Origin of the sequence: Nocardia sp. NPDC051030 (assembly GCF_040683015.1) — a bacterium.
In the GTDB taxonomy this organism is placed as follows: domain Bacteria; phylum Actinomycetota; class Actinomycetes; order Mycobacteriales; family Mycobacteriaceae; genus Nocardia.
Genome location: NZ_JBFBCD010000003.1, coordinates 265,903 through 280,445 on the forward strand (window position 1 = coordinate 265,903; position 14,543 = coordinate 280,445).

Consider the following 14,543-nt stretch of genomic DNA (forward strand, 5'->3'; position numbering starts at 1 on the left):
CATCGTGGATGAGGCTCTGCTGCGGACCCTCACACCCACCGTGATCGGGATTCTCGGCCGCCGTGGCGCGGATTTCGCGGCGGCCGAGGATGCCGTGCAGGAAGCCCTCATGGAGGCGGTGCGGGTATGGCCGGACGATCCGCCGCACGACCCCAAGGGCTGGCTGGTCACGGTCGCCTGGCGCAAATTCCTCGACGCCGCCCGCGCCGACAGCTCCCGGCAGCGGCGCGAGGAGCTTGTGGAGGCGGAGCCCGAGCCCGGCCCCGGCGAGGCTGCGGACGACACGCTTCAGCTGTATTTCCTGTGCGCGCACCCATCTTTGACACCGGCCTCGGCCGTCGCGCTGACACTGCGCGCGGTCGGCGGCCTGACCACGCGGCAGATCGCGCAGGCCTACCTCGTGCCGGAAGCGACCATGGCGCAACGCATCAGCCGCGCCAAGCGGACCGTCTCGGGCATCCGGTTCGACCAGCCCGGTGACGTCGGCACGGTACTGCGGGTGCTCTACCTGGTCTTCAATGAGGGCTACTCGGGCGACATAGACCTTGCCGCCGAGGCGATTCGACTCACTCGGCAGCTGGCGGCCGGGATCAAACACGAGGAGGTCGCGGGCCTGCTCGCGCTCATGCTGCTGCACCACGCGCGGCGTCCGGCGCGGACCAGTCCCGACGGCAGGCTCGTGCCTCTCGCCGAACAGGACCGCAGCCTCTGGAACGCCCGCCTGATCGCCGAGGGTGTCGACATACTTCAGGCGGCTCTGGCTCGGGATCGCCTGGGCGAGTTCCAGATTCAGGCCGCGATCGCCGCGCTGCACGCTGACGCTCGCACGGCCGAGGAAACCGACTGGGTGCAGATCGTCGAATGGTACGACGAATTGCTGTGCGTCACAGGCAATCCCGTGGCTCGCCTCAATCGCGCCGTCGCGGTCGGAGAGGCTGACGGTCCCCGCGCCGGACTGACGGCACTGGCCGAACTCGACCCCGCCCTTCCTCGCTACACGGCCGCCGCGGCCTACCTGCACGAGCGAGACGGTGATCCGGTCACCGCGGCCCGCCTGTACGCGGAAGCCGCTCGGTCCGCGCCGAATCTCCTCGAGCGCGAACACCTCACACGACAAGCGGCTCGGCTCAACGCTCAACTTCGTGAGTGAGTTGCCGCCGTGTATCAGGCGGACGGTAGGTCGTAGCTCTCGCGCGCGGCCAGCACGCCGTCAGGCTTTGGTGAGCCGCTCCCTCGCGTGCACCATCGACTGCTCGATCCGACTCCGTTCGTCTCCCATGCCGACGAGCAGGTCCGTGGTGGCGGGGCCGAGGATATTGGTGACGGCGTGCTCGGCGTGTCCGAGATAGCCGGTGATTTCGAGTAGGACGATGCCGTGTACGAGACTCCACAATCGTCCCGCGATATCGGCGACCGGGTCCGCGCGGATCCGACCGGCCTCGATCATGCGCTCGACGAGGTGCATCATCTGGTTGAAAGATGTTGTGCCGACGGTGGATTCGACGGGAGCGCCCGGGGTGCTGAGATTCAGGGCCGCCGGATGCGTGGTTTGCGGGGAGACCAGCCCGAACATGAGTCGGTAGCGCTGCGGGTTGGCGAGTGCGTAGGTGCGGTAGGCGTTGCCCGCGACGAAGAAGTCGGCGACCGGATCGTCGGTCTCGGGGACGTCGAGCGCAGCGCCGAAGCGGGCGAAGGCCTCGGCGGCGACCGCGTCGAGCAGTGCGTTCATGCCACCGAAGTGCGTGTACACGGCCATGGTGGACGCGCCGATCTTGGCGGCGACGGTGCGCGCTCGCAGCGCCTCCGGGCCCACCTCTTCCAGTAGCCGGATGCCTGCTTCGATCAGCCGCTCACGCGTGCTCCGAGCGGGCTGTTCTTGTCCCGAGGTCACCATTGCCACGTCTCCATAACAGCGTTATCCTACGACCATAACGCTGTTATGGACCTGGGGGCCCACATGGTTAATCGCTTTCTCGAGGGCGAGTTCGCTCCGCTCCGAACCGAATTCACGCTCAAAGACCTTCCGGTCACCGGCACGATCCCCGACCATCTGGACGGCCGCTACCTCCGCAATGGCCCGAACCCCATCGGGGAGATCGACCCGGACCTCTACCACTGGTTCTCCGGCGACGGGATGGTGCACGGCATCCGGATCCGGGATGGCAGGGCCGAGTGGTATCGCAATCGCTGGGTGCGTGGTGCCTCGACCGTCGCGGCCTTGGGTGAACCACCGATCGCCGGACTTCCCGGAGTCTTCGGAATGGGGGCCAATACGAATGTCATCGGACACGCGGGCCGCACGCTGGCGCTGGTCGAGGGCGGTATCAAGAACTACGAACTCACCGAGGAGCTGGACACGATCGGGGTGTGCGACTTCGATGGGACGCTCACCGGCGGCTACACCGCGCATCCCAAACGCGACCCGGCCACCGGTGAGCTGCACGCGGTGTCGTACACCTTCGGACGGCGAAACACCGTGCAGTACTCGGTGATCGGGGTCGATGGCCGGGCCCGGCGTGCCATCGATATCGAGGTCGGCGGGAACCCGATGATGCACGACTTCTCGCTGACCGAGAAATACGTGGTGTTCTACGACCTGCCGGTCACCTTCGACACGCGCCGGTTTGCCGCCATGGCCGTACCGCGTGGACTGCGGTTACCGGCGCGACTGTTGTTGTCCGCCTTGATCGGACGCGTCCGTGTGCCCGCTCCCACCGATGTCGCGCAGGTGACCAAGGTGCGCCGGGATCTTCGCACTCCGTTCGGCTGGAATCCGCGGTATCCGGCCCGCGTCGGTGTGATGCCGCGCGAGGGCGGCAATGCCGATGTCCGGTGGTTCGATATCGAGCCCTGCTACGTCTTCCACCCGATGAACGCCTACGACGACGGCGACACCGTGGTGCTCGATATCGTGCGGCATTCGAAGATGTTCGACCGGGACGCCACCGGCCCGGGAGAAGTGCAGCCGACACTGGATCGCTGGGTGGTGGATCTGGTCGGCGGGCGCGTTCGCGAGTCGCGGCTCGACGATCGCGCGCAGGAGTTCCCGCGCGTCGACGAACGCCTGCTCGGTAAGCGGCATCGGTACGGGTACGCGCCCTCGATCAGCGCCGGTTTCGGTGGAAGCCCGGCGTTGTTGAAGCATGATCTCGACTCGAACACCGTGCACACGCGGTCATTCGGGGCAGGGAAGGCGTTGGGGGAGTTCGTCTTTCAGCCGTCCGCTGCCGATTCCGGTGAGGACGAGGGCGTCCTGATGGGCTATGTCACCGATCTCCCCGCCGATCGCAGCGAGTTGGCGATTCTCGATGCCGGAACGCTGGAGACGATCGCGAGCATCGGTCTTCCGCATCGGGTTCCGGCGGGTTTCCACGGGAACTGGCTTCCGGCCGATCGCTGAGGTTCGCCCGGGCAATCGGCCGCAATGAGTTTCGCCGCGGGGTCGGGTCTACATCCACAGATCCGATCAACCGCACTCGAGGAGAGCATCATGACCGTTACCTATACCTACAGGTCTGGTCGCCCGTATCGAGGTGACGGTCTTCCCGGTCATCACCGGGAAGACGGGTGCTGAAGCGGTCTTTCAGGGCGCGGCCGACTTCGACCTCGAGCTGCTCGAGAGTCGCACGCTCGACGGCAATATCCGGCAGCTCGTCTACCGGCCCACGCTTCACGGCTGAATCCGTGCTGGTCATGGACTAAACGCTCCGGCTTCCGTGTTGTGACACTTACTGTTTCAGCCAGTACAACGGGTGGATCGCGGTCCATCGCAGGAGGTCGGAGCCGATGAGCCTTCGTCAGTACGAGTACGCCCTGGCCGTCGCCGAACACGGTTCGGTGACGGCGGCGGCGGAGTCGCTGCACGTCGCTCAGCCGTCGGTGTCCCAGCAGATTCGTGCCCTGGAGCGGGAACTCGGCGTGCAACTGTTCGCCCGCACGCCGACCGGACTGGTGCCCACCGTGGTGGGCCGCGCGTTCCTGCGGGAGGCGGAGGTCGCGGTGAGCGCATCGCGGCGGGCTCGGGCGACGGCGCGGGCCGGGGCCGATGAGCTGGTGGGTGAGCTGCTGGTCGCGGCGCAGATGGGGCTGGGCACCCGGCAGTTGCCGAGTGCGCTGGGCGCCTTGCGGCGTCGTTTCCCGCGGCTCGAGGTGACCGTGTTCGAGGAGCCGAACCCCGCCGAGTTGGAGCGGCTGGGACGTCGGGGTGTGCTGGACCTTGTCTTGGTGGCGACACCGTGTGAAGAGGGTGCCGCCGATGCCCACCACCTCGGCGATGAGGAGTTCGTCGTGGTGCTGGGCGCGGGGCATCGGCTGCTCGCGGCGGACCGGGTCGAGTTGCGTGAGCTGGCGGGGGAGCCGTGGGTGCGGTTCGACCGTGACAGTGCGCTCGACGGCCTGCTGCGGGATGTGTTGCGGGACAATGATTTGACGCCGACGACGGTCGCCCGTGTCTCGCAGGCGGCGACGGCCGTGCGCTGGGCCGCCGACGGGCTGGGAGTGACACTTGTTCCGGCCTCCGCGGTGCCCGAAGGTTATGAGCACCTTGCGCGTCCGGTGTTTCCGGTCGTATCCCAGCCCGTTCTCGCCGCGCTCCGGCTTGGTGCGGGTCCGGCGGAGAAGGCCCTGCTCGAACTCCTGCGTCAAGAAACCTGGCATAAGGCCGATTTCTTCTCACCGGTTTCTTGAGCGCATCGGCCTGGGCGCTTCAGCCCCTGGGGAATTCGCCGCCGTCCACGACGAGATTGCTCCCGGTCAGCCAGCTCGCCCGGTCGGAGACGAGGAACAGCACCGCGTGGGCGATGTCGTCGGGTTGCCCCTCGCGCCCCAGCGGCGGCACGGCAGTGGCGTCGCTCGGGCCCGGCGCGGCACTCAGCCGCGCCCACTGCTCCCGCACTGCTTCACCGCCGGGGGTGGCGGTTCTGCCGGGAGTCACGGTGTTGACCCGGATTCCGAACGGGGCCAGTTCCGAAGCCAGTCCCCGGCTGTAGTTCTCCAGCGCCGCCTTCGCCGCCGTGTAGTGCAGGAACGGTGCTGCAGGATCGGGGACGGCGGCCGAGGAGACATGCACGATCATCCCCGAACGCTGTTCCCGCATACCGGGTGTCAGTAGCGAGTCCAGCCGCACCGACGCCAGGAAGTTCAAATCCAGCGCGTCCTGCCACACCTCATCGGGAATGGCCGAGCTGCCCGAAAATGGTTGCCCGCCACCGGCATTGTGGACCACGATGTCCACTCCGCCGAGCACCTCCTGCGCGACCGCGGCGAGCGCCTCCGCCCCGGCCCGAGACCGCACGTCCGCCGCCACGAAGGCCGCGCCCTCGGGCGCTGTGCCGGTCTCGGACCTGGCGGTGGTGAGTACCTGTGCGCCCGCGTCCAGGAATTGCCGGACGACGGCCGCACCGATTCCACGCGTACCACCTGTCACGAGTGCCCGCTTTCCCTCGAGCTCTCGAATTCCCGATCCATTTCCGATCGTCGTCATGTCCATGGTCCTCTCGATCGTGTATTCGTCTGCTCGACGAAATTCACGCTACGTCCGGGAAAGAACGAGAGGCAAAGACGAAATTGCAGTAGGTGCTATAGGCGATTCCTATTTCGTTGAATGGGCGACAATTCCGGTGTGCTCGAGGACTGCCGCCGCGAATTTCTCATGCACGGCGGCGGGTAGGGAGTGGCCCATTCCCTCGATCTCGACCAGCCGCGCGCCAGGGATCAGGCCCGCGAGATGACGACCGTGTGGCGGCGGGTTGATCGGGTCGCGCATGCCTTCGATGACCAGTGTCGGAGTGGCGATTCCCGGTAGTTCGGCACCGCGCCCGTCGAGCCCGTCGCGTACTCCGGCGTGGGGATGTAGCGCCCGGGTATCGGCCCGGCCCGCGTGTTCCCGCGCGATCAGCTCCGCGTCCCGGATCTCGTTCGCATCGTAGAAATCCCCGGAAACCGCTTGCTGTACGCCATTTTCCGACGGTGTGATGCCGAAGGCGAGTTCGACGAACCGCCGGTCCGGCGTCGGCAGCCCATCGGGCGTCGGCTCGCCGGTCAGCGCCCGATCCCAGTTGTCGAAGAACTCGACCCCGAGCGCGAAACAGTTGCTCAGCGTGAGTGTCCGCAACCGTGCCGCATAATCCAGCGCCAGCAACTGCGAGATCCCGCCACCCATCCCGAATCCCACGACGTGCGCGGCATCGACCTCCCAGCCGTCGAGTATCGCGACCGCATCGGCGGCCAGATCGTCGAATGTGTACGGATGCTCGGAGAACTCCCGCCACGTGGATCTGCCGGTGTCGCGATAGTCGAAGCGGATCACCCGGAGCCCGCCGTCGACGAACCGCTGGACCAGCGAGTCCGGCCAACTGGTCGAGGACAGCGTGTCCCCCGCGAGTAGCAGTAATGCGGGAGCCCCTGCGTCGCCGAGACTTTCGGTCCACAGTTCGATATCACCGACGTGCACAATCCGTGAGGTCACTTGGCCGCACCGCCGAAGTCCGCCGCATGATCCGCGGCCCACTCGCTGAGCGACCGTGCCGGACGACCGGTCACCTCCGCCACGGTGGACACCACCCGTTCCGGGTTCGCTGCGGTACCGGCCCAGATATCCAGCAGGAAATCCTGCACGAACTCCGGCAGCGAATCAGCTTGCGCGGCACGCCAATCCTTCGGCGAAATCTCCTCGAACGCGAGGTCACGCCCGATTCCAGCCCCGATCGCCGCCAATTGCTCCGGCTTGGTGAGGACCTGAGGCCCCGACAGCGGATATCTCTTACCCGCGTGTCCCTCTCGCACGAGCGCGGCCACCGCCACCGCCGCGACATCGGCCTCATGAATCGGAGTCTGCGCCGAATCCGCATACGGCTCGCGAACTGTCTCCCCCTGGCTGATCGCACCGGCCCAACCGAGCAGGTTCGCGGCAAACAACCCCGGCCTGACGTGTGTCCATTCCACTCCCACGGCTTCCACCGCCTGCTCGACCACCTGGTGGTGCAGCGCGCCCGGCTCCTCCAACTCGGCCAGTCGCGAGGTCAAGGTGACAATCCGCCCGATCCCACTCTGCTCAGCCAGCCGAGCCACAGCGACAGCGGTATCCGGATGAGACAGCAAAAACAACTTCTCCGCCCCCGCAAACGCCCCCGCCAGCGACTCCGGCTCCTCCAGATCCGCCCCCACAACCTCAACCGATTCCGGCAACACGGCAGCCCCCGGATTCCGAGTCACCGCCCGCACCTTATGCCCCGCCTCAACCAACTCCCGAACAACAAGCCCGCCAACAGTCCCGGTAGCACCAGTCACCACAATCGTCATCAGACAACCCCTCATCAGTGGAAATGGGCAGAACAAAATCCCGCAATCCAATTTAACCGAAAACCCCAGATTGGCAAATTATTTTGCAGCCCTTGACAATACAAAAGTTTCTTGTTCTCCCAATTCAATAGAATTGCCAAACTTTCCTTGACATTTCCGAGGAGCGCCCCTCTTAGGTGAAGTAATTGCGACGATGCCTCACACTTGTGGCATGGAGATCACAGCGGCTGTGGCGGCGGTTCTCGGGGCCTTCGGATTGTCGGGTGCGGCTGGACTCAATGCCTGGCTCCCCCTCCTGGTGGTCGGGGCGGCCGACCGATTCGGCTGGATAGACCTCGGCAGCTCCTACGGCTGGCTGTCGTCAACCCCCGCGCTGATCGGTATCGGTGTCGTATTCCTACTAGACCTCGTCGGAGACAAGATCCCAGCCTTGGATTCGGTCCTACACACCATCGGCCTCTTCGTGGCCCCCGTCTCCGGTGCGATCCTCTTCACCGCCGACACCAGCCTCTCCTCCCACCTGCCGCCCGCAGTCGCTGCCATCCTGGGCGCGGTCACCGCAGGCAGCATCCATGCCGGCCGCACCGTGGCAAGGCCCTTCGTCACGGGAACAACCGCAGGAGTAGGCAATCCGGTGGTATCAACCGCCGAAGACGGAACCTCCCTAGCCCTCACAATCCTGGCGCTGGCCGTCCCAGTGCTGGCCTTCGTCGTCATCCTCATTGTGCTGATCGCCCTGGGCTGGCTCGCATTCCGCGCGACTCGATGGCTACGCAGCAAGCACGACCGGCAAGAGCGCAACCCAACCCGCCCGGCCCGCAGGTCCCAGTAGGTGCTCGGCAAATCGAGTGTTCAATGGTGCTGGGCCGTTCTCGACGAACGCCTGCACCAGTGAACACTGGTAGCGGGCGGTCGAAGTAGTGTTGGGGCCGACGGGCTGCCAGGGAGGGAATTGCGAGAATGACTGAGCTATCTGCTTTTCCGTTCCCGTTCATTGAGTCTCATCGGATGCCGGTTGCGCCGCCGCGGACGGTGCGGGAGCTCGAGATGATGCGGCTCAGTGCTGAGATTCGGGCGAAGTCGCGGTGGTTCGACAAGATGAACGATGGCGGGATCGTTGACAGGTGGACTCGGGAGGCGGGTGCGCAGGGGCTTACTGAGGCTCAGATTCGTTATGTGCTCGAGGAATTGGCGCATTATGCCGAGCTGCGGGACGCGGAGAGCGGTATCGAGGTTTCCGCGGTTGATGGGGTCTGGCAGTCGGACAGCTTGATCGATGAGGAGCTGAGATCCCGTTTGCGGGAGGCGGTTCGAGTGGTGGAGGAGGTTCCGGAGGCCGAGTGGGATTGGCATCCGGGGGCGGATGAACAGGTACTGGATCTGGTTCATCCCTCGCTGTTCTGCTTCGTGCGTGGGGTGAGTCGGGCGGACGACTCGGCGTGGCCGGAGCCGGGGTCCGGGGGTGCGCGGTATGCGTACTCGGAGAAGTTTCAATGGCTTCCCACCGATGTTGAGGTCGGCGCCGATGGTGATGTCGTCTTCCGGTCGTATGTCAACAATGTGCATCCGGTGGCCCATCGCGAACTCGAGTCCGTGCTGCCGGACGTCTTCGCGCGCATGCGGCCGTTGTTCGAGAACGTGCTCACGGATCTGCGTCATCCGCGACCCCTGCGGATCGAGGCCAATTCTCTGACCTGGTACGACGAGGATCCGGAGAAGCCGGTCGAACCCGAAGATGATGACGACGAGGACGCCCGCCGTGACTGGGAGGGGGAAATGGACGAATGGTGGCACACGCGTCGCCCGGTCGTTCCGGATGCGCCTGCCTTCACAGCGCCGGTGCGTCCCGAGGACTCCGAGCAAGTCGTCCTGAGCGGCCGCCGGTTGCAGGTCATCGTCAAGCTCGCCAATATTCATCTCACGCCCGACAAGCCCGAATATCCGGGCGGCACTTGGCATGTCGAGGGAATGATGAATGAGCGCATCGTCTCGACCGGCATCTATTACTGGGACAGTGAGAACATCACCGAGAGCCGACTAGGTTTCCGGGCCGCGATCGACGATCCGGACTACGAACAGAACGACTCCAACGGTGTGCGTGACGTGTACGGCCTGACCGATGAGGACCCGTTGAATCAGGTCCTGGGTTCGGTGCAGACCGGCGCGGGCCGCGCGCTGGCATTCCCGAACATCCTCCAGCATCGCGTCGCCCCCTTCCGCCTCGCGGACCCCGACCGCCCCGGACATCGCAAGATCCTGGCATTCTTCCTGGTCGACCCCTCGACAACGATCGTCTCGACCTCCGATATCCCGCCCCAGCAGCCCTGGTCCGAAACGTCGACCATGACCTTGGACCAGGCCAAGGCCTACCGCGAGGAACTGATGCGCGAACGAAAGTTCTTCATCGGCGAACACAATGAGGATCTCTACGAGCGCGAATTCTCCCTCTGCGAGCATTGAATCCGGTTCCGGCGGCCCGGCAGTGCGGGCCATGCATGCCAGCGCGACTGTCGACTGCGTCATGCAGTTGTCCGGTGAATCGGTATTCCTCTTGGAGGACAACGAGATTCACCTGAAGCCGGGGGACTGGCTCGTGATCAACGGTGTAGTGCACAGCTGGCGCAATGACGGCGACGAACCGGCGGTCCTCATCGCCGTGATGGTCGGTGCCGACCACCTCGGCATTCCCAAGCGCTAGCGCTCTCAGGGCAGCCCGTCGGGCGGAGTGAAGGACCACATGGCGGCGGGGCGGCCGGTGGCTTTGACGCGCACTCGTTCGCCGGTGCGGGCCAGCCCGGGCAGCGCGGCGAGGGTGCGGTTGAGGTTGCCGGGGTCGGGGCGGGTGTCGTGCAGGGCGGCGGTCAGTTCCACGGCTCGGGTTGCGGGGAATAGGGGTCCGGTGAGGGCTCGCGTGAAAGTCAGGTCTTTCCAAAGCATTTCGGCCAAGCGTCGACGGCCGACGGTGACGATCTGATTGTGGTCGAAGGCCAGGTGGGGGAGTTGGTCGAAGGGAAGCCACTGCGCGGTGTCGGCGGGGTGGTCGGCGACGACGGCCCACATGGCGATGGAGAGGGTGGGCCCGCGGGGGTCACGGTTGGGTTCGTCGAAGGTGGCCAGCTGGCCCACGGCGATGATCGCGTCCTCAGGGACACCCAGTTTGGTACTCACGGCGCGGCGGGCGGCGGCGTCGAGTCGCTCGCCGCGGTGCAGGAGTACGCCGGGGAGAGCGAGTTCACCGGCGAACGGATCCCATTGCCGGGGCGCGATGCCCACGGTGACGGTGTTGTCGTCCCGCCCGTAGCGCAGCGCGATCACATCGATGGATACCGCCGATTGTTGCTCCACAAGTGCACAATCATGCCGTAGCCCGGATGCGGATCGTGCGATCGGCTCGGTCGGGGCCGTCGGCGGTGAGGAGGACGGGCACCCCGAGCTCGGCTTCCAGATAGCCGGGAACATCGGCGGGCAGGGCGGTCAAGGCGGGTGTGGCGGCCTCGAGCAGGTCGGTCAACCGCTGTTGGTGGTCGAGGTCCTGCCAGTCACCGCGGTCGAGTCGGTCCACGTAGCCTCCCTCGGTGAGATAGCCGGTGGCGGTGCGTATGTCGCCGACGGCGTCGAGGTGATTGACGGCCAGACCGTCTATGCCATCGCAGGCGTCGATGGCATAGCGCAGCAGGATCGGATCGAGGTGGCCGATGCGGAAGCCACCCTGATACGGCCCGGTTCCATTGTGCCGCTCGGGAATCGACAGGGCAGGGTCCTCGGTGGGGAAGGGCCCGGCCCCGTGCCGGGTCATATAGCTGCGGGTCACGCCCAACACGTAGCCGTCCGCGCCGATGCGCGCCAGCATCGCGCGAGCATTGCGCGGCTCCACCGTCGACCACGTGGTGTACGGGTGCAGACCACGCCATTCGTCCAGGAGCGCCCCCTGCGCGCCCTCGAATACGAGGCGACCATTGTCGGCAAACCCGGTGAGCTGATCACCGGGCAGAATCCTTACGGCACGGGCGAATTCGGTATAGACGTCGATCAAATCGTCGATCGGGTCGAACCGGTGCGCGCCGCCCGCCAGCAGCGGACGATAGTGCTCTTCTAGCGCGATCAGCTTGCGCCGCAGCGCATCCGGCCGCCGACAGTCGGCGACCCTGGGCGCATCATGCGAGAGCGCGTAACTTGCCGTCTCCCCGATCCCGATACCGCACGAACCGTGCCGGGAAGCACCCCTCGTGTCCTCCCGGCACCGGTTGGCGGCCCCGTGAATCGGAGTGGTCAACAGGGCCCGCTCATCCACATAGAGCAGGGACAGCGAATCGGCGATCCCCAGCCGCGCCAGGGCCCGCGCCTCGGTGGCAAGGGCGATGGGCTCCACCAGCATGTGCCGCGACAGCAGGGTCGGCACCCGGGAAAAGGTGCCGGACCCGAACTGCCGGAAGGTGTGGTGCCGCCCGCCCGCGACCACATTGTGGGCCGCCTGCGCGCCACCGTTGAACCGCACCACGGCGGCCACGTCCAAGCCCGCCTCGGGTGAGCACAGCCAGTCCACGGTGGCCCCTTTACCGGCATCGCCGAATCCCAGGTCCACCACGATGAGGTGGCGGTCGCCGAACATTGCTGTCCCCCTTCTAGTTTCCGAAGTCGACGTCGTCGTCACCGGCGCTCGCGGCGGGCAGCGCGCCGACGCTGCGGGTGCGGCGCGTACCGCCGACCGGGGCGAGCGCCTTGCCGACCGCATCGGCCGCAGCATCGGAGCCGATATCGCGCAGATCCGCCAGTCCCGCACCGAGATCGATGCGGTCCTCACCGATTCCGATGGTCAGCGCGATCAGCTCGCACACCGCCGCCGGATCGTCGAGGCGCATGAATCGTTCGCCGAGCAGTCCCGTCCAGTGCTCGGCGATCTCCGGATCCGCGTAATAGCTGGACTGATTGGGCAGGACGTAATGCACATGCCACCGATCCGACAGTTCGCGATACACGGAATCGACGGCAATGTCCTGCTTCACATCGTCTCCGATGACCTTGCGAATATGCCGCGACGCCAGCCGGGCTTTGTTCAACTCGTCACCGACGATGAACAGGTAGCCCTTCTTGCCCCGCTTCTCCCACGCATCCGTCGCGGTGTGCCGTGCGATGAAATACGCGGCCAGCTCATAGCTTTCGGACTTCTGCCCGCCTCCGCCGCCCTCGAGGAGGATGAGCCGCAGCTGTTCGTCCATCCGGTTGTCGGACTCGAACTGCCCGACCTGCAAGGGAACTCGGTCGCAGTCCGCGTCGCCGATGCCGCCGAACAGGATCTGCGGATCCTCGGCATATCCCTTGCGCTGCAACAGTCCATGCAGCTTGCCCAGCTTCTCCTGCATGATGCGCGGCACCATGCCCATGGACCCGGTCACATCGAACAGCACCGCGATCGGCAGCGAGTTCCCGTGATCGTCGGAATCCCTGGATTCCCTGAGCTTCACGCCCTTCGGATCCAGCGACTTGTGGGCCTTCCACTTGTCCCACGGCACCGAGCGCATATCGGCGGTGTAGCCGAAATCGTCCATGCCGTGCGCGGCGCGGAAGGTGCGGGCGGCGTCGAACGCCCGCTCGTCCCAATTGCCGTAACCCATTGCTATCACTGTCCTTTCGGTAGCTCGAAGGGCCGGAAGCGGCGCTGTCCGTAGAGCCGGTCGAGCAGGTCGTCGAATTCGCCGAGTAGGTCGGCGGCGTCCGGGCGCAATCGCGGATCGGCTTGCAGGCAGCCGGTCGCGAAGGCGCGCAGAGGTTTCGGTGCACGATCGCCGAGCATGGTGAGCATCAGCCGATGTGCGAGATACACATCGGTGGCGGGGGAGACCGCCTCGCGGATCTCCGGCGGATAGCCGACGCCGCCGAGTGTCGCGGCCGCGGGTGTGCCGGGCCGGGTGGCGAACGACCACCCGACCAGCACGACCCCGTGCAAGCGGGGATGAATCAGCACATTCGCGGGTGTGATGGCCGTGTGCACCCAGCCCGCCCGCTGTGCGCCCGCCACGCAGCGCAGCAGTCGCCGGTGCATCCAGGCGTAGTCGCGAGGGTCGAGCCCGTCCGGGTAGGCGGCGCGCACCTGTTCCAGCGTCACGAACTCCTCGGTGAGCGCACCCAGCACATTCACCGTCCGATGCTCGCCGGTGTCGGAGTCCACATGATCGACGGTGTCGATCAGCTCCGGAAAGTACGCCCGTAGCCACTCGTGCTCATTGGCGACGGTTGCGATGTCTCGCAGCGCATTTCGCTCGGCGGCCAGCAGTCGGTTGGCGGTCGCGCGCCGCGGAATCTTCACGATGCGATCGGATCCGCTGCGAAACAGATCGGCGACGGACCCGCGTGCATGCAACGCTCCCACCGGATACTTCCCGTGTTCCCCGGTAACCAGGAAGTCTCCGCCGTCGCTCTCGAGCCACTGCCGATACAGGTCCGCTAGCCGGACGAACGCCGCCCGCGCGAGATCTGCCTCATCCGTCGCAACCCGGTCGGGATGAACCACTGCCGCGAGCCGGTGATACCGCCGCCGCACGTCCTGTCGCGCCGCGGAATCGCTTGTGGCAGTGCCGAAGAGATCCTCCGGCTGCCGAGCCTCCCGAATGGCCCGCGCTGCGTCTCGTACTGCCGTCATGAGTTTTAGACTATAAGACTAAAACGATGAGCGCCACTGGTTTGACCAACTTTTTGTAGATTCGACAAAAAGTCCGGTCCGCGTGCTCAACCGGCCTGATCTGGCCGATTAGTCACTCATTGGTCGTTCATTGGTGAGCCCCCAGAGGGTCATACCACGTCGCCGAAAGGCCGACTCTGACTTCGCAAGAGGGGAATCACCATGAAAATCACCTACCGCGCCAACGCCGTACGCCGTCTGGCCCCGATCGCCGCCGCCGTGCTGACACTGGGCACGGCCGGTGCCGCCATGACCACGATCGCCGCCGCCCCCGCATCCGCCGCCTACGACTGTCCGGGCGGCACGTTCTGCGGTTACGACGGCGCCAATGGCACCGGCAGCATGATCGTGCAGGTCGATTCGATGTGCGTGCTGCACGACATCGGAAACGGCGGTGTCGGTGACCGTTTGACCTCCTACTGGAACCGCACCGGCAAGACCGTCGGCATCTACAACTGGACGGGCCAGGAGTGGCAGCTCCTCGCCTCCGTCCCCGACAACACCCGCGGCACCCTCTCCCACAATGTGGACAATATGGCCGACGCGGTGAAGGTCTGCGACTGACCGT

Annotated in this window: 15 protein-coding genes and 1 pseudogene; 8 read left to right on the forward strand and 8 right to left on the reverse strand. The window is 65.9% G+C overall.

Annotation, left to right across the window (positions count from 1 at the left end; translation table 11 throughout):
- Positions 1–4 precede the first annotated feature (4 nt).
- On the forward strand, positions 5–1,150 hold the full coding sequence (locus AB0N05_RS10305; protein WP_364690380.1) for a DUF6596 domain-containing protein: 1,146 nt from the start codon (positions 5–7) through the stop codon (positions 1,148–1,150).
- A gap of 60 nt (positions 1,151–1,210) precedes the next feature.
- Here the strand turns inward: AB0N05_RS10305 and AB0N05_RS10310 are convergent, their stop codons facing one another.
- Positions 1,211–1,894, reverse strand: a complete 684-nt coding sequence (locus AB0N05_RS10310; RefSeq protein WP_364690383.1) for a WHG domain-containing protein — start codon at positions 1,892–1,894, stop codon at positions 1,211–1,213.
- A gap of 63 nt (positions 1,895–1,957) precedes the next feature.
- On the opposite strand from AB0N05_RS10310, the gene AB0N05_RS10315 reads away from it, so the two are divergent.
- The 3 genes and pseudogenes from AB0N05_RS10315 to AB0N05_RS10325 all read left to right on the forward strand — a co-directional run bounded on the left by AB0N05_RS10315 (position 1,958) and on the right by AB0N05_RS10325 (position 4,686).
- Positions 1,958–3,400, forward strand: coding sequence for a carotenoid oxygenase family protein (locus tag AB0N05_RS10315; protein WP_364690386.1), 1,443 nt, complete (start codon positions 1,958–1,960; stop codon positions 3,398–3,400).
- Positions 3,401–3,512: 112 nt separating this feature from the next.
- A pseudogene (locus AB0N05_RS10320) lies at positions 3,513–3,680 on the forward strand (deaminase); the annotation flags it as partial.
- Positions 3,681–3,786: 106 nt separating this feature from the next.
- On the forward strand, positions 3,787–4,686 hold the full coding sequence (locus AB0N05_RS10325; RefSeq protein ID WP_364690389.1) for a LysR family transcriptional regulator: 900 nt from the start codon (positions 3,787–3,789) through the stop codon (positions 4,684–4,686).
- A gap of 19 nt (positions 4,687–4,705) precedes the next feature.
- On the opposite strand, the gene AB0N05_RS10330 is transcribed toward AB0N05_RS10325, so the two are convergent.
- The 3 genes from AB0N05_RS10330 to AB0N05_RS10340 form a co-directional block, all read right to left on the reverse strand.
- The gene (locus AB0N05_RS10330; protein ID WP_364690392.1) at positions 4,706–5,488 is read right to left on the reverse strand and encodes an SDR family oxidoreductase; all 783 of its coding nucleotides are present in this window, start codon (positions 5,486–5,488) and stop codon (positions 4,706–4,708) included.
- Between the two features lie 102 nt (positions 5,489–5,590).
- Positions 5,591–6,466, reverse strand: coding sequence for an alpha/beta hydrolase (locus AB0N05_RS10335; RefSeq protein WP_364690395.1), 876 nt, complete (start codon positions 6,464–6,466; stop codon positions 5,591–5,593).
- Positions 6,463–7,314 (reverse strand): NAD(P)H-binding protein, encoded by an 852-nt coding sequence (locus AB0N05_RS10340; protein WP_364690398.1) that lies wholly within the window; start codon positions 7,312–7,314, stop codon positions 6,463–6,465. The genes AB0N05_RS10335 and AB0N05_RS10340 overlap by 4 nt, the downstream gene beginning before the upstream one ends.
- A gap of 196 nt (positions 7,315–7,510) precedes the next feature.
- Between AB0N05_RS10340 and AB0N05_RS10345 the strand changes: the two genes are divergently transcribed.
- The 3 genes from AB0N05_RS10345 (at position 7,511) to AB0N05_RS10355 (ending at position 9,997) form a co-directional block, all read left to right on the forward strand.
- A complete protein-coding gene (locus AB0N05_RS10345; RefSeq protein WP_364690401.1) occupies positions 7,511–8,131 on the forward strand; it encodes a DUF4126 domain-containing protein in 621 nt (206 codons plus the stop codon).
- 128 nt (positions 8,132–8,259) lie between these two features.
- Positions 8,260–9,759 carry a DUF4246 domain-containing protein gene (locus AB0N05_RS10350; protein WP_364690404.1) on the forward strand — a complete coding sequence of 500 codons (1,500 nt, stop codon included), beginning with the start codon at positions 8,260–8,262 and terminating at the stop codon, positions 9,757–9,759.
- Positions 9,760–9,790: 31 nt separating this feature from the next.
- A complete protein-coding gene (locus AB0N05_RS10355) occupies positions 9,791–9,997 on the forward strand; it encodes a cupin domain-containing protein (protein ID WP_364690407.1) in 207 nt (68 codons plus the stop codon).
- Positions 9,998–10,002: 5 nt separating this feature from the next.
- Here AB0N05_RS10355 and AB0N05_RS10360 read toward each other — a convergent pair whose 3' ends face one another.
- Genes AB0N05_RS10360 through AB0N05_RS10375 form a run of 4 tightly spaced genes read right to left on the reverse strand, consistent with a single transcriptional unit; the run spans position 10,003 to position 13,936 of the window.
- Entirely contained in the window at positions 10,003–10,644 is a 642-nt protein-coding gene (locus AB0N05_RS10360; protein WP_364690410.1) for an NUDIX hydrolase, read from the reverse strand.
- Positions 10,645–10,654: 10 nt separating this feature from the next.
- Complete coding sequence (locus AB0N05_RS10365) at positions 10,655–11,908, reverse strand: adenylosuccinate synthetase (RefSeq protein ID WP_364690413.1); 1,254 nt, start codon at positions 11,906–11,908, stop codon at positions 10,655–10,657.
- 13 nt (positions 11,909–11,921) lie between these two features.
- On the reverse strand, positions 11,922–12,911 hold the full coding sequence (locus AB0N05_RS10370; RefSeq protein ID WP_364690416.1) for a hypothetical protein: 990 nt from the start codon (positions 12,909–12,911) through the stop codon (positions 11,922–11,924).
- 5 nt (positions 12,912–12,916) lie between these two features.
- Positions 12,917–13,936: a hypothetical protein gene (locus AB0N05_RS10375; protein WP_364690419.1), complete on the reverse strand. Its 1,020-nt coding sequence runs from the start codon at positions 13,934–13,936 to the stop codon at positions 12,917–12,919.
- Positions 13,937–14,137: 201 nt separating this feature from the next.
- Here AB0N05_RS10375 and AB0N05_RS10380 point away from each other — a divergent pair, with 201 nt between their 5' ends.
- Entirely contained in the window at positions 14,138–14,539 is a 402-nt protein-coding gene (locus AB0N05_RS10380; RefSeq protein ID WP_364690422.1) for a peptidase inhibitor family I36 protein, read from the forward strand.
- The last annotated feature ends 4 nt before the right edge of the window (positions 14,540–14,543 follow it).